Source organism: Mycobacterium sp. 155 (genome assembly GCF_000373905.1).
Lineage (GTDB): Bacteria > Actinomycetota > Actinomycetes > Mycobacteriales > Mycobacteriaceae > Mycobacterium.
In genome coordinates this window covers 2,646,132-2,665,757 of sequence record NZ_KB892705.1, presented here as the reverse complement: position 1 = coordinate 2,665,757, position 19,626 = coordinate 2,646,132, and the positions used below count along the sequence as shown (strand labels likewise).

Below are 19,626 nucleotides of genomic sequence, written 5' to 3'. Positions count from 1 at the left end.
ACTGCCTAGCGCAGCCGCAGGCCGCGCGGTGTCCTGGCGAAACCCGCTCCCGTCAGCGCGTCCTGCACCACGCTGCGTTCCTCGTCGATGTCCGGATCGAGCACCGCGGTGCCGTTGATGCGCTCTACCAGCAACGACGGCACCCGGCCCGAACTGACCAGATCGGCCAGTGCCGCTGCGGCGGCCCGCTGCGCGTCGGCGTCGGCGCCGAAACTGAGCAGTGATTTCCCGCCGCGCTCCAGGAACCACACGAGCTGTCCGTCCACCAATGCCACCAGTGCACCGGCCTTGCGGCCGGGCCGGTGGCCGGATTCGCGGTCATCTGGCCAGCCGAGCGCCGCCCCGTAGGGATTCGCCGGGTCCGTCGCGGCGAGCACCACCGCGTGGTACTCCGGACGCTGGGGGTCGACGCTGTCCAGGTAGGACCGCAACCGGTCGACGGTTGTGGCCGCGGCGAACTGCGCACCACCCAGCGATTCGACAAAGTATCCGCGCTGGCACCGCCCGGCTTCCTCGAAAGCGCTCAGCACCTTGTAGAGGGTGGCGAAGCCGCCTGGCACACCCTCGGCGTTGACCGCGCCCTTGGTGAGCACGCCATGCCGATTCAGGAGCAGTTCGGCCTGGAAATGTGCCCGCACCGTCGAATCGGGTTCTGCGCCGGGCAAGGCCGACCATCGCCCGGACACGGTCGGATCGGCGGGCCGGGCCTGTGGGCGGGCCACGCTGTAGCGGCTCAGCCGCGGCGGGCGTTGCCGCTGCCGGTGCGCGGGGGTGCCACCGCGTCGTGGGCCCGACAGCCCCGCCAAGACCGCGCGCACCGGCGCAAACGTGTCGCCGGTGACCCACCCGGCCCAAATAAGTTCCCACAGAGCCGGTTTCAGCTCATCTGCGAGCACTCCTTCGGCCAGCTGTCTAAAGAAGTAGGCGCCGCCGCCACCCAGGGTCTCCATGATTGCGCGGTGGGTATCGGTGAACTCGATCTCGGCGGGCACGGGCAGCGTCAACGGCACAGTCTCGGCCTGGTGGAACGCGATCCACCCGTCACCACCACCGATCTGCCCGACGCCCGACCATATGACCTCACCGGAGGCCAGCAGCTCGTCGAGCATGGCGGGCTGGTAGTCGCGCACGCGTTGGCCGAACACGAGCGACTCCACGGCCGAGGCGGGTATTGGCACCCCGGCGAGTTGATCGATCACCGCGGCCAACCCGTCGACACCGGTGCTGTGCGAGGATCCGACGTGCTGCCAGGCCGGCAGGAACCGCGCGTAGGCCGCGGTGGACACCGGCTCCACCTGGGCCCGCAGCGCCGCCAGCGACCGGCGGCGCAGGATTTTCAGCACCTCGGCGTCGCACCACTGATCACCGGTCAGGTCGGCGACGAACTCGCCGCGCACCATGCGGCCGTCGACCGCCATCCGGCCCAGTACGTCGGCGGTGACCCGCAGGCCGAGGCCAAACCGGGCGGCGGCGTCGGCAGTCGTGAACGGGCCGCGGGTGCGGGCATACCGCCCCAGCAGGTCACCGAGCGGATCGGCCACCGATTCGGTGAACGCGGCGGGCACACCGATCGGAACTGGCACTCCGACACCATCGCGAAGCAGACCGATGTCCTCGACAGCCACCCACCAAGCCTGACCGGCGAAGCTCACCGGCAGTGCCCGTTTGGCGGCATGCAGACCGTCGAGCCAACCGCCGATGACCTCGGCGGTGCAGCGTTGGGCGATCTCGGCCTCGGTGAGCGGGCCGAGCAGCCGCAGCAGGTCGGCGACCCCCTCGGCATCGCGTGCGGCCCGATCCGGGGCCAGATGCTGTAGCTGAGCGGCGGTCGAGGCGATCACCGCAGGGTCGAGCAGTTCCCGCAGTTCGACCCGACCCAGCAGCTCGGAAAGCAGCACGGTGTCCAGTGCCAAAGCGGCAGCGCGGCGTTCGGCCAGCGGACTGTCACCTTCGTACATGAACGCGCCGACGTAGCCGAACAGCAGAGAAGCGGCGAACGGCGACGGCGTAGCGGTCTCCACATCGACTACCCGAAGCCGGCGCTGGGCCACCTTGCGCATGAGCTCGGTCAGCGCCGGCACGTCGTAGACGTCCTGCAGACATTCCCGGACCGCCTCGAGCACGATCGGGAAATCGGGGTACTTGCGCGCGATGTCGAGGAGTTGGGCGGCGCGCTGGCGCTGATGCCACAGCGGCGACCGTTTCCCGGGGTGGCGTCTCGGCAGCAGCAGGGCCCGTGCGGCACATTCCCGGAACCGGGAAGCGAACAGTGCTGACCCGCCCACCTCGGCGGTGACAATCGAATCGATCTCATCGGCATCGAAGACGAAAAGATCGGCACCGGGCGGGTTTTCGCCTCCGTCGGGTAACCGCACGATGATGCCGTCGTCCGACGCCGTCGGCTTCTCGTCGATGCCGTATCGGTCGCTCAGCCGGCGACCGACCGCCAGCGCCAGCGGACCGTGTACCCGCAACCCGTACGGCGAGTGCAGGATCACCCGCCAGTCGCCCAGCTCGTCGCGGAACCGCTCGACCACCAGCGAGGTGTCGCTGGGGACGATACCGGTGGCCTCCCTCTGGTCGCGCAGCAGCTGATACAAATTGTCCGTTGCATAGCCGTCGAAACCCATTGTCTGGCAACGTTCGTCGAACGATCCTCGATCGAGTGCGGTGAGTTCGCCGGTAAACGCACCGACCGCCGCGCCCAGTTCTACCGGGCGGCCCACGCTGTCGCCCTGCCAGAAGGGCAGCCGAGCGGGCTGGCCCGGCGCCGGGATGACCAGCACGCGGTCGTGGGTGATCTCGGTGATGCGCCAACTGGTGGCGCCGAGCGAGATGACGTCGCCGGGACGCGATTCATAGACCATCGTTTCATCGAGTTCGCCTACCCGGGACGGCTTTTCGGAATCGGTGGCCAGGTATACGGTGAACAGTCCGCGATCCGGGATGGCCCCGCCGCTGGTCACCGCCAACCGCTGGGCGCCGGGACGTGCCGTCAGTGTGCCGGTGTCGCGGTCGTAGATCAGCCGGGGCCGTAGCTCGGCGAACTCGGTGGACGGATACTTGCCTGACAGCAGGTCCAGCGTCGCTTCGAACGCGCTGCGCGGCAGCGTGGCGAACGGCGCGCTGCGCCGTACCGCGTCGAACCAGCCCTCGGCGTCGAGCGGTTCGAGCGCGGCTGCTGCGACGGTGTGCTGGGCCAGCACATCGAGCGGGTTGGCCGGGACGCGCATGGTTTCGATCTCACCGGCCAGCATCCGCTGGACCGTCACCGCACAGCCGATCAGGTCGGTGCGGTGTTTCGGGAACAGCACTCCTTGGGAGATCTCGCCGACCTGGTGGCCGGCGCGGCCGATGCGCTGCAGGCCGCTGGCCACCGACGGCGGCGCCTCCACCTGGATCACCAGATCCACCGCGCCCATGTCGATACCGAGCTCCAGGCTGGAGGTCGCGACCACGGCGTGCAGCCGCCCGCTCTTGAGGTCGTCTTCGACCTGAGCGCGCTGCTCCTTGCTCACCGATCCGTGGTGGGCCCGGGCCAGCAGTGCAGGTGCGCCATTGGCCTGACCGCTGGCCATCAGTTGCGCCGGAGCACCGCCACCGACCTGCGGGTTGCGGTCGAGTGTCAGTTCGATGCCAGCGCGTTCGGCGTGGATCTCGTTGAGCCTGGAGGTGAGCCGTTCGGCCAGGCGCCGGGAGTTGGCGAACACGATCGAGGAGCGGTGCGCCTCGATGAGGTCGACGATGCGCTCCTCGACATCGGGCCAGATGCTGTTGTTGTCCAGATGGGCCATATCCGGCACCGGGACCTGCACCGTCAGGTCGAAGGTCTTGCTGGCCGGGGGAGCGACGATAGTGATCGGGGCCGCACCGGACAGGAATCGCGCCACTTCTTCCGGTGGCCGCACGGTCGCCGAGAGCCCGATCCGCTGGGCGGGCTTGTCCAACAACTGGTCCAGCCGTTCCAGTGAAAGTGCCAGGTGCGCACCGCGTTTGGTGGCGGCCACGGCATGCACCTCATCGACGATGACGGTCTGCACGGTGGCCAGCGTCTCCCGGGCCGCCGAGGTGAGCATCAGAAACAGCGATTCGGGGGTGGTGATCAGGATGTCGGGCGGTTTGGCGATCAGGGCGCGGCGCTGGTTGGGCGGGGTGTCCCCGGAACGCAGGCCGACGCTGATCGACGGCGCGGGCAGGCCCTGGCGTTCGGCGACGCGGGTGATCCCGGTCAGCGGCGTGCGCAGGTTGCGCTCGACGTCGACGGCCAACGCCTTGAGCGGGGACACGTAGAGCACCCGAGTACCGGTGCCCGTGGTGCCGGCCTGTTGCTCGAAGGCCAGCCGGTCGATCGCCCACAAAAAGGCCGCCAGCGTCTTGCCCGATCCCGTCGGTGCGATGACCAGGGTGTTGTTGCCCTCGGCGATGGCAAGCCAGGCCTGCGCCTGCGCGGCCGTCGGCGCCGGGAACGCCGTCGCAAACCACTCCCGGGTCAGGGGGCTGAACCGGGTCAGCGGGTCGGGTGGGGCCATTCACTCATCCTGCCGCGCGGCACCGACAAATAGCCGTCAGCGGTATTCGGAAGAGGCTGCGGACGCCAACTCGGCGGGCAGGCCGGGTACCCGTTCCACCGCGTCGAGCAGGGCATGGGCACAGGTATCGGCGACGAGTCCGGCGTCGATCGACGGGTCGGCGAGGCGCTGACGGCACATCTCGAGCGTGAACGCCAGCCAGCCGTAGATGATGGCCCGCACATCCCGCTCCAGTTTGACGTCCAACGGTTGGGCCGCCGCCTCGCCGATACGACTCATGATCCGGTCAGCCTGCCGGTCGTTGTCGACGTCGTCGATACCGCGTAGCACCGGGTCGGCGCGTCCCATGCCCAGGTAGGCCGCCCAGGCACCGTGCGGATGCTCCTCGTCGTACTGCAGGTACGCCATGACGCCGGCACGCAGTTGGCCGAACAGGCTCTGACCGGGTTCGGGCGGGGTGTTGGTGGCGGCGAACAGGCGCTCGCCCTCGGCCCGCACCACGGCGGCGAAGAATGCCCGTTTGTCCGGGAAGTAGTGGTACATCAAAGCGCGGGACACCCCGGCACGCTCAGCGATCTCGTCGATGCGGACCTCGTCGTAGGGCAGCTGACCGAACACCTCGGCTCCCAACGCCAACAGCTCACTACGGCGGTCGGCGGGGGAGAGCCGTCGTCTCGTCTCGGCACCCACCCGGTCAGCTTAACTTCGGCGACCGGTCAGAAGCTCCAGGCGTACTACTTGACGCATGTATAACAGTGGCGGAGGCTGGACGCATGACCGCCTTGGACCACCGGCGTGCGTACCCGAAACTGCCCCACCCGCCGCGGCGCGTCCCGATCCTCGGTGACGTGCGCGGTCTGGATGCCGATGCACCGTCGCAGTCCGCGGCGGAGCTGGCCAAACTCGGGCCGGTTCTCGAATTCCGTTTCCTCGGTGCGCAATACATCATCGCAGCAGGGGCCGGCGCCGTCATGGACCTCAATGACGAGACCCGGTTCGCCAAGCACGTCGGCCCCGATATCGAGGCGCTGCGCATCATCGCCGGTGACGGTCTGTTCACCGCGTACAACGACGAACCGAACTGGCTCAAGGCGCATCAACTTCTGATGCCGGCGTTCAGTCAGGCCGCCATGCGCCGCTACCACGGGGTCATGCTCGACGTCGCAGGTGAACTCACCGATCGCTGGGACAGCCGGGATCCGCTGGACGTCTCGGCCGACACCACCCGGGTGACCTTGGAGACCATCGGCCGGTGCGCGGCCGGCTACTCATTTGGCTGTTTCGACTCAGAACAGACCCACCCGTTCGTCGAGCACATGGTGTCCGCGCTGCGGGGTTCCGACCGGCTCGGGGTGTTGCGGAAGACATTCCTTCCCGGGTTCGTCGCCAGGCGTTACGAGCGCCGGGTCTGGCGCGACGCGGCGTACTTGCACGCCCTGGCCGACGACATCGTCGCCAAGCGCCGCGCCAGCGCCTCATCGGGTCACGACGACCTGCTGGCGATCATGCTGGAGTCGGATCTCGATGCCGCCAATATCCGCTACCAGTTGATCAACTTCCTCGTGGCCGGGCACGAAACCACTTCGGGTGCACTGTCGTTCGCACTGTACTTCCTGTCGCAACATCCCGAGGAATGCGCTCGGGCCCGCGCCGAGGTCGACCAGGTGTGGGGCGACGAGCCGCGGCCCGAGTTCGAGAAGGTCGCGAAACTACGGTATGTGCGACGCGTTCTCGACGAGTCGCTGCGGCTGCAGCCTACTGTTCCGGGCTACTACCGGGCCGCCCGGGTGGACACTGTGCTGGCCGGCATCCACCCGATGCGTAAGGGCGACTGGGCGCTTGCGCTGACGATGACCCTGCACCGCGATCCTCGGTGGGGGCCAGATCCGGACCGGTTCGATCCAGACCGGTTCCTTCCGGAGCGGGTCCGCACGCGGCCTGCAGGCCTGTACAAGCCGTTCGGCACCGGTGAAAGATCGTGCATCGGAAGGCAGTTCGCATTGCACGAGGCGGTGCTAATGCTCGGCGTGCTGCTGCGGCGCTACGATCTGATCGCTGACCCGGACTATCGGCTGCAGATCCAGGAACGGCTCACGATAATGCCGCGTGACTTCCGGCTGGAGCTGCGGCAGCGCTGACAGGCGCAACCATTGCCGCCGCGACGGGTGGGTGCCTAGCATGGAGAGAGCTCCTCGACAGGCCCTCACATGGAATGGTTCACCGCACCCGAATACTGGTTGGCCAGACAGGTGTTGCAGCGGGGGACCGCGGCGATCTATCTGATCGCATTCATAGCGGCCGCTCGGCAGTTCCGCGCGCTCATCGGTGAGCGGGGGATGCTGCCGGTGCCTCGGTATCTGGCTCGGACACCGTTCCGTCGAGCGCCCAGCATCTTCCAATTCCATTATTCGGACCGGCTTTTCGCGGTGACATGCTGGGCCGGTGCGCTCCTGTCGGCAGCGCTGGTCGTGGGTGTGGGCGATATGGCGCCGTTGTGGGCGGCCATGGTGGTGTGGTTGCTCATCTGGGTGCTCTACCTGTCGATCGTGAACGTCGGCCAGGCGTGGTACTCGTTCGGTTGGGAGTCGCTGCTGCTCGAAACCGGGTTTCTCGTGGCATTCCTGGGCAATGACGACATCGCGCCTCCGATGCTGACGCTGTGGCTCGCACGGTGGCTGGTGTTCCGGGTCGAGTTCGGTGCCGGCCTGATCAAGATCCGCGGTGATCGGTGCTGGCGCAATCTGACCTGCCTGTACTACCACCATGAGACGCAGCCGATTCCGGGCCCGCTGAGCTGGTACTTCCATCACCTTCCCAAACCGTTGCACCGGGTCGAGGTGGCGGGTAACCACGTCGCGCAGTTGGTGGTGCCGTTCCTGTTGTTCACCCCGCAGCCGGTGGCGGGTGTGGCCGCCGTCATCGTGGTGGGGACACAGCTGTGGCTGGTGATATCCGGGAATTTCGCCTGGCTCAATTGGGTGACGATCCTGTTGGCGTGCAGTGTGATCCCGGATTCGTTCGTCGGGGTCGCATCGCCCGCCCTACCTGATCCACCGCACTGGTTCGTCGCCGTGGTCATCGCCTTCACGGCGGCGGTGGTCGTCCTGAGTTACTGGCCGGTGCGCAATCTGCTATCACGCCGACAGCGAATGAACGCGTCTTTCAATAGGTACCACCTGGTGAACACCTACGGAGCGTTCGGTGTGGTCGGCCGCACTCGCGATGAGGTGGTCATCGAAGGCACTGCAGACACCCGACTGACCGAGCACACGGTCTGGCAGGAGTACGAGTTCAAGGGGAAGCCAGGCGATGTGCACCGTCGGCCGCCGCAGATCGCCCCGTACCACCTGCGCCTGGACTGGTTGATGTGGTTCGTCGCGATATCCCCGGCGTATGGGCAGGACTGGTTGCCTGCTTTCCTGCGGCTGTTGCTCGACAACGACCCCGGCACCATTCGTCTGTTGCGGCGCAATCCTTTTCCCGAATCGCCCCCGTACTACGTGCGGGCCCGGGTCTACCGCTACCGCTTCAGCAGTTGGCATGAACTCAGGCACGAACGGATCTGGTGGCACCGCACCCTGCTGGGAGAATATGTCCCACCGGTCGCCCGCCGCGCGCCGCGCGGCCAGACCACGGGTGGGTGACTGCCCGCCGGGCTGCCCATGTACTGAGCTACCCACGCAGAGCCTGACCGTTCAGGCGTTTAGATACCGCGAAGTGTCCTCTGGTAGCGGCGCATTCCCGAGATCCACTGGTCGTAGTCGCTGCCTTTGCGGCGGTACATGTCGAGCACTTCAGGGTGCGGTAACACCAGGAACTGATCGGCGCGGATGGCGTCGACGGTGGCCGTAGCCACCTGCTCGGCGGTGATCACTGCGCCGGACCGCACCACGGCTTCGGCGCTGGCGTGGGTGTCGGGGTCGGCCGCCGCGCGCACCGCATCGAGTAACGGCGTATCAACCCCAAGCGGGCACACACAACTCACCCCGACACCGGCGTCGCCGTAGGTGATGGCCAGCCACTCGGCGAACCCGACCGCTGCGTGCTTGGTGACGGTGTACCCGGCCGCGCCGATCTGCGACAGCAACCCGGCCGCCGAGGAGACCGAGACGAAATATCCTTCGACGCGCGAGAGCCACCGGGGGACAACGATGTTCGCCGCTCTGATATGCGCTCGCAGGTTGACGTCGAGGATGACATCCCAGTCCGCATCGGTGCCCAGGCCGGGCACGCCCATGATCCCGGCGTTGGCGACATAGATGTCGACCGGCCCGAACTCGGCTTCGGCCAGCGCGACGAGACTCTCGATGTCCGCGGTTGCCGCGGCGTCGGCGCGAGTGGCCACCGCGGAGCCGCCGGAATCGCGAACGAGCGCCGCGGTTTCTGCGGCACCCGTTTCGTCGATATCGCCGACAACCACCCGGGTACCCGCCGCACTCAACACCCGCGCCACGGCCCGGCCGATACCCGAGCCGGCACCGGTCACTATCGCTACCCGGTCTTCGATCTGCATCCCATCTGCTTACCGGACTTTCTGCCGAAACGGATGATGAGGCCGCCACCGCATTCGCCGCCGGGGCCTGGTCAGCCGAAATGCACGCCCTGGGCCAGCGGCAGCTCAGACGAGTAGTTGACGGTGTTGGTGGCGCGGCGCATATAAGCTTTCCAGGCGTCCGATCCGGACTCTCGGCCACCGCCGGTCTGCTTCTCGCCGCCGAACGCCCCGCCGATCTCGGCGCCGGACGTCCCGATGTTGACGTTGGCGATACCGCAGTCGGAGCCGTCGGCAGCAAGGAAACGCTCTGCCTCGCGCACATCGGTGGTGAAGATGGCCGATGAAAGGCCCTGCGGCACCGCATTGTTCAGTGCAATGGCCTCGTCGAGCGAATCGTAGGTCAGCACGTAGAGGATCGGCGCGAATGTCTCGGTGTGTACCACGGCCGTCTGGGCGGGCATTCGTACCACCGCGGGCGCCACGTAAAACGCGCCCTCTCCTGATTGCTCCTCGCGTGCGCCCCCGCCTGATTGCTCCTCGCGTCCGCCCAAGTCACCGAGGTTATGGCGCTCGCCGCCGAACACCTCACCACCGTCGGCTCGGGCCTGGTCCAGCGCTCCCACCATGTCGCGGTAGGCGCGCGCGTGAATGAGCGGCCCGACGAGCGTGCCGTCACTTCCCGGGGCGCCGACGGGCAGGCTGCGATATGCCGCGACGATCCGCGTCACCAGCTCGTCCGCGACGCTCGAGTGCACGATCAGCCGGCGAAGCGTGGTGCAGCGCTGCCCCGCGGTACCTGCGGCGGAGAAGACTATCGCGCGCACTGCCAGGTCGAGGTCGGCCGACGGAGCGACCACCGCCCCATTGTTGCCACCGAGCTCGAGTAGGACCTTGCCGAACCGGGCCGCCACCCGCGGCCCGACCTCCCGACCCATCCGTACCGAGCCGGTCGCACTCACCAGCGCCACGCGCGGGTCGTCGACCAGCCGCTCTCCGAGCTCACGGCCGCCGAGCAGCAGTCGGCTCACCGACGCCGGGGCTCCGACATCTGCGGCGGCCCGCTCGATCAGAGCCTGACAGGCGATGGCGGTCAGCGGTGTCAGCTCAGACGGTTTCCACACCACGGTGTCACCACACACGAGCGCAACCGCGGTGTTCCATGCCCACACCGCGACGGGGAAATTGAAGGCGGTGATGACACCGACCACACCCAGTGGGTGCCAGGTTTCCATGAGTCGATGGCCCGGACGTTCGGAGGCAATGGTACGGCCGTAGAGCTGCCGGGACAGCCCGACGGCGAACTGGCAGACGTCGATCATCTCCTGCACCTCGCCCAAGGCCTCCGAGACGATCTTCCCGGCCTCGATCGTGACCAGTGTCGCCAACGCGTCGTTGTGCTCTACGAGCAACTCACCCAGCCGGCCGACGAGGGCGCCCCGCACCGGCGCGGGGGTGGTGCGCCAGGTCGAAAATGCCTGTGCGGCTTCGGCTATGGCGGCATCCACCTGTTCGGGAGTGTCTTCGGCGATGGTGAACAGCACGTCCCCGGTGATGGGCGTACTTGCCGGCACGCCGGCTAGGTGCGCGCCGGGAGGGCCGAGCGTGACCGTCGCACCGACGGCCTCGAAGGCTTGCCGCACTTGACGGCGCAGGTCATCGGCGGTGGGCAACTGAGTCCGTTCGGTCGTGGTCATCGTGCGCCTTTCTGATCTGCCCGGAATGAGAGCGGGGTCAAGGGGTTACAGTTCGGGCCATGGGTGAACCGGACGAACAACCGCTGGACGGCATCGACCGGGTCTTGGTACGTGAACTCGTGGGCGACGGCCGGGCCACACTGGCACACCTGGCCGCGGTGGCGGGGTTGTCGGTGTCGGCGGTACAAGCTCGGGTGCGCCGACTGGAAGCGCGTGGCGTGGTGACCGGATACTCGGCGCGGCTCAATCCCGAGGCGTTGGGCAACATGCTGTCGGCGTTCGTGGCCATCACTCCTCTCGATCCGTCTCAACCCGATGATGCGCCTGCCCGGTTGGAGAACATCCCCGAAATCGAATCGTGTCATTCGGTGGCCGGTGACGAGAGTTACGTCCTGCAGGTGCGGGTCGCGTCAGCGCGGGCGCTGGAGGACTTGCTGCAACGCATCAGGACCGCGGCCAACGTACGCACCCGCAGCACCGTTATCTTGCAGACATTTTACACCGGAAGGAACTTCATTCCATAACTATTACGGTTTGCAATAAGCATAGACGTAAAAATCACGATAAGCTGGTGTCATGACCGCTGTGTTGACACCCATCACTCCCGGCCGCGTGCGCGAGGTGCTGGCTCGCAGCATCCTGACTGACGGCTACGACTTTGTGCTCGACCTGGACCGTTCGGCAGGCTCGTATCTGGTGGACGCCGCCACCGGTGAGCGGTATCTGGACATGTTCACGTTCTTCGCGTCGTCGGCGCTGGGGATGAACCATCCGGCTCTGGCCGACGATCCGACGTTCCGTGCGGAGCTGCTGCAAGCCGCGATGAACAAGCCGAGCAACTCCGACATCTACAGCGTCCCGATGGCACGCTTCATCGACACGTTCCGCAGAGTTCTCGGTGATCCCGCATTGCCGCATCTGTTCTTCGTCGACGGCGGCGCACTTGCCGTCGAGAACGCCCTCAAGGTGGCGTTCGACTGGAAGAGCCGGCACAACGAAGCACGGGGGATCGATCCGGCCTTGGGTACCAAGGTCTTACATCTGCGTGGGGCCTTCCACGGCCGCAGCGGTTACACACTGTCGCTGACCAACACCGACCCCAACAAGGTGGCTCGCTTCCCGAAGTTCGACTGGCCGCGTATCGACGCTCCCTATATCAGGCCGGGTGCCGACATGGCCGAGTTGGAAGCCGAATCGTTGCGTCAGGCCAGGGCGGCTTTCGAGGCCGATCCGCACGATATCGCCTGTTTCCTGGCCGAGCCGATCCAGGGCGAGGGCGGTGACCGGCACTTCCGGCCGCAGTTCTTCGCCGCGATGCGGGACCTGTGCGACGAGTTCGACGCGCTGCTGGTCTTCGACGAAGTGCAGACCGGGTGCGGTATCACCGGAACTGCCTGGGCCTACCAGCAATTGGGCGTGACGCCCGATGTGGTGGCATTTGGCAAAAAGACGCAGGTGTGTGGCGTCATGGCGGGTGGCCTCGCACGCGAGGAGCGGTATATAACCGGCGCACGCGAGGAGCAATATATAACCGGCGCACGCGAGGAGCAATATATAACGAGGATCGATGAGGTTGCCGACAACGTGTTCACCGTCAGCTCCCGGATCAACTCCACGTGGGGCGGCAACTTGGTCGACATGGTCCGGTCGCGGCGCATCCTGGAAGTCCTCGAGGGCGACAAGTTGCTGGACAATGCGGCGTCGACCGGTCGGTACCTGCTAGCCAGGTTGCAGCAGCTGGCACATGAATTCCCGGGGCTGGTGCTCGATCCCCGGGGGCGTGGACTGATGTGTGCTTTCAGCTTGCCGACTCCCGCCGAGCGTGATGCGCTGATCCGTCGACTGTGGGATCAGCACGTCGTCATGCTGCCCAGCGGTACTCACAGCGTCCGGTTCCGGCCGGCGTTGACGGTATCTCGTAGTGAAATCGACGCTGCCGTTGACGCCGTGCGCGCCGCGATTCGTTAGGTGTATTGCGAGGAACTCATCGACTGATACCGGAAGGCTATTGCGCGACGGCCCGCCGGATCACTGACTTCAACCGGGGGAGATCCGCGCCCCCGACAAGCTCGCAGCCGTGTAACTCGGCGAGTTTGCGTGCGGCAGGCGTGAACTCGTGGTTGGTTACCACCATGGTCTTGGCGCAGTCCTGCATCGGTGCGCCGGCGACCACTTCCTGGACGGCGCCCGCGCCGACTGGGCGGGATTGCCGCTTGCATTGAACGGCAAGCCGATTGGGCCGGCGCCCGACGATCAGGTCTACACCCCAGTCCCCGCTGAGGGGTGTCATGATGACCGGAACACCGCAGGACCGGGCGATGCGCGCCACGTAGTCCTCGAACTCCAGTCCAGTCATCTCCGTAGTCTTGTCCTCGTGCGAACCGGGGGTAGTGATTCCGGCCAGGGTCCCGAGCAGGAAGCGGGGCGCTATCAGGAGTGCGACCGCCACACATACTCCGGCTCCGAGACTGACCGCCGCGCTGCTGCCATATAGGTGCAGTGCGGCGCCGCAAGCCGCGCCTACTGTCAGATAGAGCTTGAAACTCAGCCGTGTCACGCAACGAACGCTAGACGGCGGCACCGACAGTTGACGAGGTTCGAGAGGTTTAACCCGCTGTGCTGTGGGGAAGTCCCCTCGGCGACACGTGCGCGGACGCTTCTGACGTGGCCGTATCGATGCCGACCAGGCTGGGATAACCGCTGTCTGGCGTCAATTGTGGCTTGCTCCAAAGGCGATGGCCCAGCCGGTAGCCGGCTGGGCCATCGTCGCATTTAGGGTCGCTGATGGGCCCGTTCACGCGCTTCGGCTGCTTTGGCGCCTGCGCGTGCGGCCTCGGCCTCTGCCTCTTTCTTGGCGGCATCCTGTTGAGCATCGGCCTTGTCCTGCTGGGCCTTACCCTCACGAACCAGGTCTTCGCGCCCGGTTACCGTGCCGATGGCTTCCTTTGCCTTGCCCTTGGCGTCTTCCACGACGCCTTTGACTGCTTCCTTGGGACCTGAGTTCTTCTCGGTCATACTTACCTTTCCGCTACTGGAGTGGATTAGTCACTACACGCACCGTTGCGTGTCCGCCCCGTATTCCCGATGCTCTCGTCGTCAAACCCGGCTCCGCGGTCCCATCGTGAGAACTGCGACCAAACCTGTTACCGGAAGGGCAATCTGAGACTTCCGGGTTTGTGCCCTGTCCTGCGCGGGTACCGGAGATAGTGCCCCGCGAAAGGAATGAGATGACAGCCTTCGCCATCGACGGTGTGTATCCGCCGCAGCAGGATTCCCAGCTGCTGCTCGACGTGCTGGCCCGCAGCGGTCCGCTGCAGCGCCGGCGCGTGGCGGATCTCGGTACCGGAAGTGGAGTCGTCGCCGTCGCGGCCGCTCAACTGGGAGCGACTTCCGTTACGGCATTTGACATCTGCCCCAACGCCGTCCGATGCACCCGCAGGAATGCCTTGGCTGCCGGCGTGGATGTCCACGTCAAGCTCGGCTCCTGGACGCAGGCGTTGGAATGCGAACCGTTCGACATCGTGGTGTGCAATCCGCCCTACGTCCCCTCTGGCGTCGACGTCGACGTCAGTTCGATCCCGCCGTGGTCCGGTCCGATGTCCGCCTGGAACGGTGGTGCGGACGGTCGCCTCGTTCTCGATCCGCTGTGCGCGGAGGCGCCTCGCATGCTGACCGACGGTGGAATGCTGCTGCTTGTCCAGTCGGAGTTCTCGGGTATCGATGAGTCGGTGGCATTACTTCACGATTCAGGTCTGAACACGAAAATAATTGCTGTACAGATGATTCCATTCGGACCGGTGTTGTCGGCACACGCTGCCGGCCTGGAAGCGTCGGGCCGGCTCAGTCCGGGGCGCCGGCATGAGCTGTTGGTGGTCATCAGGGCGGACAAGCGATGAGTGAGTGCCGAGTTGTTCGGATGGTGGCGGGTGGACCGATATTGATCGAGGGACCGGTGCGGATCGAGACGCCGGATGGGCGCATTGTCGAATCATCACGGTTCATGGTGGCCGTCTGCGCCTGTCGCCGGTCGAAGAACTATCCACTGTGCGATACCAGCCACCGCAAGGTCAGACGATCAGTCAAGCGGGCGAAGTAACGAGCTGCGCTCGGATTTCCAGCATTTCATCATCCAGTCGGCGAGTCGGTTTTCCACGACTTCCCAGGCGCGGATACCGAACACCACGTCAGCGGCCAAAGCGGGCTCGGCAGACAGCAGACTGTTGATCACCTCGGTCCGGACCACCTGTTCGTGGACCGCATCCGCCTCGACATGCTCGCGGTAGAACTTGACGCATGCCGTCGGCGCCGACATCCGCTGCAGCGCGGCGACCATCCGCTGTGAGCCAGGAGAGGAGGTGATCTCCGTCGCTGCGAAATGTCCTACCGCTGCGCCGCGAAGGCGACGGTGCAGTCCGAACAGCGACATCAGATTGACCGTGAGCAAGGATTCCGCGGGTACGGCACCGATATACCCGAGATAGCTGTTGTCGAGTCCGGCGGCCAGCATCAGGTCAGCGAACAACTGTTGATGCACTTGGCTTCCCGAGCCGGCACCGAACTCGTCGAACTCGATGGCGACGAACGAGGCCTTCGCCTGCCCGGCGAGTCTGGGAATCAACCAGGCGTGCGGGTCGCCCTCCTTCAGGTGGTACACCGACCGGTGCGCGAAGTACTCGCGCATCTGCTGCCACGTGCCGTGATCGCGTAGATGGTAGCTGGGGCCGGTGCCATCGGCCGGTTCGGTAGACAATCGGCCCATCTCAGTTTCCGGGGTTGCCTCCGGTTCCACCGTGCCGACCTCGCGACGAAGCGCCGCGAGGAACGCGCGTTCCAATCGTGAACGAAGGTGCAGCAGACCGGCGTTCCATTCCCAGTCCGGGTCGGCCTCGGCGAAACCTCGGTAGTGCAGTTCGTAACACACGTATAACGCCAGTTGCAGGTCAATACCCAACGGGTCGGAGTCGCGCAATCGTGCTTCGACCGGCTCGAGGTGGGTGTGGGGAGCGCAAAGGTTAAGTAATTCGATGACCACGGCTGAAACAGGTCCGCGGGCGTCGGGCAGCTTGGGCTGCGCGCAAATCGGGAAAGTGGTCATATCGGCGGGGGTATTCCCGGCCCGAGTCACTGCAAAACATCTATGGCGGCTACTGCTCGCAGGAAGGGCTACCCGATGGCAGAAAAGGGCAAATCGGACAGTGCTGCGTTTGAACCTGCCGGATCCCGGGAAAACGCCAGCGTGGATGGTCGGCGGATCGGCATCCGCCGACCGACGAGCGAGAGGAGCAGTGATGGGGGACACCGCCAAGGACCCTGTGGATCATGCCCGTACGACCCGACCGCACGCCGGCGAGACGATGAAAGACACGGCCAACATGCCGGCATTGGTCTTGCTTTTTGTGGCCGTGGTGTCATTCTTCGCGTGCCTGGCGGCATTCGGAACCTCGCACGGCGATATCGGCACGTGGTTGGCTGTGATCACCGCCGTCTTGTTCGTGGCCAGCGGATCGTGGTTCGGCCTCGAGCATCGGCGGGTGCGCCGCAACGAACGTCAATGGAATGCCCACCGCCTCGGTGCGGGCGATGGACCGGAGAGTGGCTAGGCCAAAGCCTTTCGCGCGATTAAGAGTTGGTTGACCGGGTATTTCCGCCCGCACCGCTATCTGTTACCGGTCAACGACGCCAAGGATGTGGACGGCAGAGGCTTGCTTGGCCGCAGTTGGCCAGGCGCAGAATAAATTTCGACAGACACACTCAGGGATCAGGACACCGCGTCATCGCCGAGTGCTGCCGGTGAGTTCCCTGAGGAGGATTGAATGAAAATCGCAATGGTCTCCGAGCACGCCAGTCCGCTGGCGGCACTCGGAGGAGCCGATGCCGGCGGCCAGAACGTCCACGTGGCCGGGCTTTCCGCGGCCTTGAGTCGACAAGGTCATCAGGTGGTCGTCTACACCCGACGAGACGACCCGAACCTGCCGGAACGAATGACAACACCGCACAGGTACACCGTCGTACACGTCCCTGCCGGTCCGGCAGAACACGTTCCCAAGGACGAATTACTGCAATACATGGGCGAATTCGCAAGATTTCTCGACCGCGCCTGGGCGGTCGACCGGCCAGACGTCGTGCACGCACATTTCTGGATGTCGGGAGTCGCCAGCCAGTTGGCTGCCCGGCATTTGAATCTTCCTGCGGTGCAGACATTCCACGCTCTCGGAGTGGTCAAGCGCAGGAATCAGGGCGCGCTGGACACCAGCCCACCTGAACGGCTCAAGCTCGAGGCCATGGTGGCGCGTGGAGCGACCTGGGTGACAGCGACGTGCACGGATGAGGTGTTCGAGCTCATGCGAGTGGGCCGGTCGCGGTCCAGGACCTCGGTGGTGCCCTGCGGCGTGGATCTGGAACTGTTCACCCCCCAAGGGCCGAAGTCACGCCGTGGCGCGCCGCATCGCATCGTCAGCGTCGGTAGATTTGTGCCGCGCAAGGGTTTTGACCTCGTGATCCGGGCGTTGCCCAGTCTTCCCGACACGGAACTGGTGATCGTGGGCGGTCCCGACCGGGCCGGGCTCAAAGCCGACCCCGAGGCACGCAGGTTGCGGGCATTGGCTCGAGAGCTCGGTGTCGCCAGTCGGGTCAAGCTTCGCGGATCGGTGGCCCACGCCGACATGCCGGCCGTGTTGCGGTCGGCCGATATCGTCGCGTGCACGCCGTGGTACGAGCCTTTCGGTATCGTGGCGCTGGAAGCGATGGCGTGTGGTGTCCCGGTCGTCGCCTCGGCTGTCGGTGGAATGCTCGATACGGTTGTGCACGATGTTACGGGCCGGCTTGTCCCGCCGAAGCGAGCGGATCTGTTGGCCGACACGATCTTTAGCCTGCTGCGCGACGACTTCCTGCGTCGCAGTCTCGGCGCTGCGGGCCGGGACCGGGCGCGATCACGTTACTCGTGGGACCGGATCGCCGCCGACACCCTGCGGGTCTACGACCGAATAGGCCCTGCGGTCTACGTACCACCGACAATGTCTGGTGTCACCGCTCGGAGCGCTGTCCAATGAAGGATTGGTCGCCGAAGACAACGAGATGCGGCGCCCGCTCACTGGAAGCGGGGGAAAAGCTTCTTGCGTTGCCGGAGTTGATCGCGGTGGCCTGCTCGGCGGTGAGGCCGGTCTCCTCGTCGAGGATCCGGGTGAACTCAGCCGACACAGCGGGCGAGGCATATGGGTAGTCGCTGCCGAACAGGATGCGCTCGGGGTCTGCGAACTCGCTGAGGGTGGCGAACGTGTACTTGCCGGAGGAAAGCGCGGTGTCCCAGTAGAAGAGCTTGAACTGCGCTAGCAGTTCGTCCGCGGTCGGCCCCTTGGGCTGCAGCGCCGGCTGCAGCAGGCAGAAGCGCAGTGCCGCATAGGGCACGAAGCCGCCGGCGTGAGACAGGATGATCTTGACGTTCGGGTACCGAGTGAGGATCCCGTTGAACACCACGTGCACGGCGTTGCGGGTGGTGTCGAACGGGTAGTCCACCAGCGGTCCCGGCACCCCAGTCATCGAGCAGGGCCGGGTACCACCGAGCAGGGAGGTGCTCGACCAGCTGATCACGGCGCTGCTGCTCGATGAAGACCAGGCTCGGTACGCGCGGCAGCTCCTGGCGGGACCCAGGTTGCGTATGACAGCGGCCTCGACGGGATCAGGGGTTCCCGAACAGATCCGCCGCCTGCTGGTCAGGTTCGGTGACCTGCCTGCTCTGGTGGTCGGTCCGCGGACCTCGATCCTGGCCTGGAACGACGCCGCCATACGGATGTTCGTCGACTTCGCCGAGATACCGGCGCAGCGGCGTACCTACGCGGATCTACTGTTCGACAACGCTCTTTTCCAGAGCCGGTTCCGCGACCTCGGTGCCATGCAGGACGTGGTAGTCGGGGTGCTGCGCTCCACCGCGACCGATGCGCTCGCCGACGGCGCGCACGTCGACCCGATGCAGGAGCTCGTGGAGCGCAACGCGGCGTTCCGGGCGCGCTGGCACCGGTTCACCGTGGCGCAGCCGCGCGAACAGCTCAAGATCCCGTTCCGGGATCCGCGCGACGGTGACATCGAGATCGATCAGATAGTGCTGATGCTCGACGATCCGTCCCAGCGCCTCCTGGTGTTCATCCGGTCATCTGACGCCGCGGACCCGCAGAACGACAGGTGACGGCTGGCGAAGGCCGCGGCCGCAGATTCCGCTGCGGTGGAGGCGTATTCGAGCACGAGCCGACCGAGCGCCGGCTCGTCACACGGCAAAGAAGGCATCTGCTGGAGCTTCCGCGGCGGTGTTCGAACCGATGGTCCGCCTGCCTCGTAGCGCCGACAATGCCGTTGCGACGGTCGCCTCGGTGGGCAGCTGCCCACCGAGGTCGCAAACCCGGAGCACTCGGGCAACGGCGGTGCTGGGTATCAGTACCCAGCCGACACCTTCGCGTCCGCAGCGCATGTTCAGGTTGTGCAGCGCCGGGAAGCAGGAAACCGAGAAAAACCCGACGGCCATGAGATCGAGGATGAGCTCTTTGCTATGGCTGATATGGCCCACCGTGTACTCGGCGAATTGGCGCGCGTTGGCGGCGTCGAGTTCGCCGTACACGGTCACCACTGCAGTACCCGACCCAACCCAGTGAGTGCTGAAGCCTGCGGCTTGATCACCGCGGAGGCTGTACTGCTTTCCGGCAGTAAGCGGCACGTTGACAACAGACACGTTGCCTCCATCAATCGAAATAGTCGATTCTTGTATGGCACGCAAACGAGCTCTGGTTTTTCAAAGCAATGGGCACAGGGAGTCTTGCATAGCCCTGCGCGCCGACGCGCGTGTGCGGCTGTGAACTCAACCTGAATATGACTCTACGTTGCTTGGGCGGTAGGGACAATCGTCTTAAGGGATCTCTCATGG

General features: G+C 65.7%; 18 protein-coding genes. 9 read left to right on the top strand and 9 right to left on the bottom strand.

What is annotated here, in order from left to right:
* Positions 1–5: 5 nt before the first annotated feature.
* Positions 6–4,529 carry an ATP-dependent helicase gene (locus B133_RS0112690; protein WP_018601619.1) on the bottom strand — a complete coding sequence of 1,508 codons (4,524 nt, stop codon included), beginning with the start codon at positions 4,527–4,529 and terminating at the stop codon, positions 6–8.
* 36 nt (positions 4,530–4,565) lie between these two features.
* On the bottom strand, positions 4,566–5,219 hold the full coding sequence (locus B133_RS0112685) for a TetR/AcrR family transcriptional regulator (protein WP_018601617.1): 654 nt from the start codon (positions 5,217–5,219) through the stop codon (positions 4,566–4,568).
* An 83-nt stretch (positions 5,220–5,302) separates the two neighbouring features.
* Here B133_RS0112685 and B133_RS0112680 point away from each other — a divergent pair, with 83 nt between their 5' ends.
* Together B133_RS0112680 and B133_RS0112675 are read left to right on the top strand one after the other, a co-directional pair.
* Positions 5,303–6,667 carry a cytochrome P450 gene (locus tag B133_RS0112680; RefSeq protein ID WP_018601615.1) on the top strand — a complete coding sequence of 455 codons (1,365 nt, stop codon included), beginning with the start codon at positions 5,303–5,305 and terminating at the stop codon, positions 6,665–6,667.
* A gap of 69 nt (positions 6,668–6,736) precedes the next feature.
* Positions 6,737–8,173 (top strand): lipase maturation factor family protein, encoded by a 1,437-nt coding sequence (locus tag B133_RS0112675; RefSeq protein ID WP_018601613.1) that lies wholly within the window; start codon positions 6,737–6,739, stop codon positions 8,171–8,173.
* A 59-nt stretch (positions 8,174–8,232) separates the two neighbouring features.
* Here the strand turns inward: B133_RS0112675 and B133_RS0112670 are convergent, their stop codons facing one another.
* Positions 8,233–9,042 (bottom strand): SDR family oxidoreductase, encoded by an 810-nt coding sequence (locus B133_RS0112670; RefSeq protein ID WP_018601612.1) that lies wholly within the window; start codon positions 9,040–9,042, stop codon positions 8,233–8,235.
* 71 nt (positions 9,043–9,113) lie between these two features.
* The gene (locus B133_RS0112665; protein WP_018601610.1) at positions 9,114–10,718 is read right to left on the bottom strand and encodes an aldehyde dehydrogenase family protein; all 1,605 of its coding nucleotides are present in this window, start codon (positions 10,716–10,718) and stop codon (positions 9,114–9,116) included.
* A gap of 59 nt (positions 10,719–10,777) precedes the next feature.
* Between B133_RS0112665 and B133_RS0112660 the strand changes: the two genes are divergently transcribed.
* Positions 10,778–11,242: an Lrp/AsnC family transcriptional regulator gene (locus B133_RS0112660; RefSeq protein WP_018601608.1), complete on the top strand. Its 465-nt coding sequence runs from the start codon at positions 10,778–10,780 to the stop codon at positions 11,240–11,242.
* Between the two features lie 52 nt (positions 11,243–11,294).
* Positions 11,295–12,686, top strand: a complete 1,392-nt coding sequence (gene lat / locus B133_RS0112655) for an L-lysine 6-transaminase (RefSeq protein WP_018601607.1) — start codon at positions 11,295–11,297, stop codon at positions 12,684–12,686.
* 37 nt (positions 12,687–12,723) lie between these two features.
* Here the strand turns inward: lat and B133_RS0112650 are convergent, their stop codons facing one another.
* The gene (locus tag B133_RS0112650; protein WP_026256350.1) at positions 12,724–13,275 is read right to left on the bottom strand and encodes a restriction endonuclease; all 552 of its coding nucleotides are present in this window, start codon (positions 13,273–13,275) and stop codon (positions 12,724–12,726) included.
* A gap of 215 nt (positions 13,276–13,490) precedes the next feature.
* On the bottom strand, positions 13,491–13,733 hold the full coding sequence (locus tag B133_RS0112645; RefSeq protein ID WP_018601604.1) for a CsbD family protein: 243 nt from the start codon (positions 13,731–13,733) through the stop codon (positions 13,491–13,493).
* A 212-nt stretch (positions 13,734–13,945) separates the two neighbouring features.
* Between B133_RS0112645 and B133_RS0112640 the strand changes: the two genes are divergently transcribed.
* Both B133_RS0112640 and B133_RS0112635 read left to right on the top strand, forming a co-directional pair.
* Positions 13,946–14,614 carry a HemK2/MTQ2 family protein methyltransferase gene (locus B133_RS0112640; RefSeq protein ID WP_018601601.1) on the top strand — a complete coding sequence of 223 codons (669 nt, stop codon included), beginning with the start codon at positions 13,946–13,948 and terminating at the stop codon, positions 14,612–14,614.
* The gene (locus tag B133_RS0112635; protein WP_026256349.1) at positions 14,611–14,814 is read left to right on the top strand and encodes a CDGSH iron-sulfur domain-containing protein; all 204 of its coding nucleotides are present in this window, start codon (positions 14,611–14,613) and stop codon (positions 14,812–14,814) included. Before B133_RS0112640 ends, B133_RS0112635 begins: the two co-directional genes overlap by 4 nt.
* Here B133_RS0112635 and B133_RS0112630 read toward each other — a convergent pair.
* The gene (locus B133_RS0112630; protein ID WP_018601599.1) at positions 14,794–15,813 is read right to left on the bottom strand and encodes an iron-containing redox enzyme family protein; all 1,020 of its coding nucleotides are present in this window, start codon (positions 15,811–15,813) and stop codon (positions 14,794–14,796) included. The two genes, B133_RS0112635 and B133_RS0112630, sit on opposite strands and share 21 nt — an antisense overlap.
* Before the next feature lie 193 nt (positions 15,814–16,006).
* Here B133_RS0112630 and usfY point away from each other — a divergent pair, with 193 nt between their 5' ends.
* Together usfY and B133_RS0112620 are read left to right on the top strand one after the other, a co-directional pair.
* Complete coding sequence (gene usfY / locus B133_RS0112625; RefSeq protein WP_018601598.1) at positions 16,007–16,318, top strand: protein UsfY; 312 nt, start codon at positions 16,007–16,009, stop codon at positions 16,316–16,318.
* A gap of 213 nt (positions 16,319–16,531) precedes the next feature.
* Positions 16,532–17,767: a glycosyltransferase gene (locus tag B133_RS0112620; RefSeq protein WP_026256348.1), complete on the top strand. Its 1,236-nt coding sequence runs from the start codon at positions 16,532–16,534 to the stop codon at positions 17,765–17,767.
* Here the strand turns inward: B133_RS0112620 and B133_RS23715 are convergent.
* Complete coding sequence (locus tag B133_RS23715) at positions 17,742–18,305, bottom strand: amidohydrolase family protein (RefSeq protein WP_232423295.1); 564 nt, start codon at positions 18,303–18,305, stop codon at positions 17,742–17,744. The genes B133_RS0112620 and B133_RS23715 overlap by 26 nt on opposite strands.
* Here B133_RS23715 and B133_RS24900 point away from each other — a divergent pair.
* Positions 18,286–18,897, top strand: coding sequence for a hypothetical protein (locus tag B133_RS24900; protein WP_018601595.1), 612 nt, complete (start codon positions 18,286–18,288; stop codon positions 18,895–18,897). The genes B133_RS23715 and B133_RS24900 overlap by 20 nt on opposite strands.
* 78 nt (positions 18,898–18,975) lie before the next feature.
* Here B133_RS24900 and B133_RS0112605 read toward each other — a convergent pair whose 3' ends face one another.
* Positions 18,976–19,434, bottom strand: coding sequence for an STAS domain-containing protein (locus B133_RS0112605; RefSeq protein WP_018601592.1), 459 nt, complete (start codon positions 19,432–19,434; stop codon positions 18,976–18,978).
* Positions 19,435–19,626: the final 192 nt, after the last annotated feature.

What these genes read in the sequence shown, in the direction of transcription:
- B133_RS0112690 (WP_018601619.1), bottom strand. Translation starts at nt 4,529, where the DNA reads ATGGCCCCACCCGACCCGCTGACCCGGTTCAGCCCCCTGACCCGGGAG.
- usfY (WP_018601598.1), top strand. Translation starts at nt 16,007, where the DNA reads ATGGGGGACACCGCCAAGGACCCTGTGGATCATGCCCGTACGACCCGA.
- B133_RS0112645 (WP_018601604.1), bottom strand. Translation starts at nt 13,733, where the DNA reads ATGACCGAGAAGAACTCAGGTCCCAAGGAAGCAGTCAAAGGCGTCGTG.
- B133_RS0112675 (WP_018601613.1), top strand. Translation starts at nt 6,737, where the DNA reads ATGGAATGGTTCACCGCACCCGAATACTGGTTGGCCAGACAGGTGTTG.
- B133_RS0112670 (WP_018601612.1), bottom strand. Translation starts at nt 9,042, where the DNA reads ATGCAGATCGAAGACCGGGTAGCGATAGTGACCGGTGCCGGCTCGGGT.
- B133_RS0112680 (WP_018601615.1), top strand. Translation starts at nt 5,303, where the DNA reads ATGACCGCCTTGGACCACCGGCGTGCGTACCCGAAACTGCCCCACCCG.
- B133_RS0112660 (WP_018601608.1), top strand. Translation starts at nt 10,778, where the DNA reads ATGGGTGAACCGGACGAACAACCGCTGGACGGCATCGACCGGGTCTTG.
- B133_RS0112630 (WP_018601599.1), bottom strand. Translation starts at nt 15,813, where the DNA reads ATGACCACTTTCCCGATTTGCGCGCAGCCCAAGCTGCCCGACGCCCGC.
- B133_RS0112620 (WP_026256348.1), top strand. Translation starts at nt 16,532, where the DNA reads ATGAAAATCGCAATGGTCTCCGAGCACGCCAGTCCGCTGGCGGCACTC.
- lat (WP_018601607.1), top strand. Translation starts at nt 11,295, where the DNA reads ATGACCGCTGTGTTGACACCCATCACTCCCGGCCGCGTGCGCGAGGTG.
- B133_RS0112665 (WP_018601610.1), bottom strand. Translation starts at nt 10,718, where the DNA reads ATGACCACGACCGAACGGACTCAGTTGCCCACCGCCGATGACCTGCGC.
- B133_RS0112640 (WP_018601601.1), top strand. Translation starts at nt 13,946, where the DNA reads ATGACAGCCTTCGCCATCGACGGTGTGTATCCGCCGCAGCAGGATTCC.
- B133_RS0112635 (WP_026256349.1), top strand. Translation starts at nt 14,611, where the DNA reads ATGAGTGAGTGCCGAGTTGTTCGGATGGTGGCGGGTGGACCGATATTG.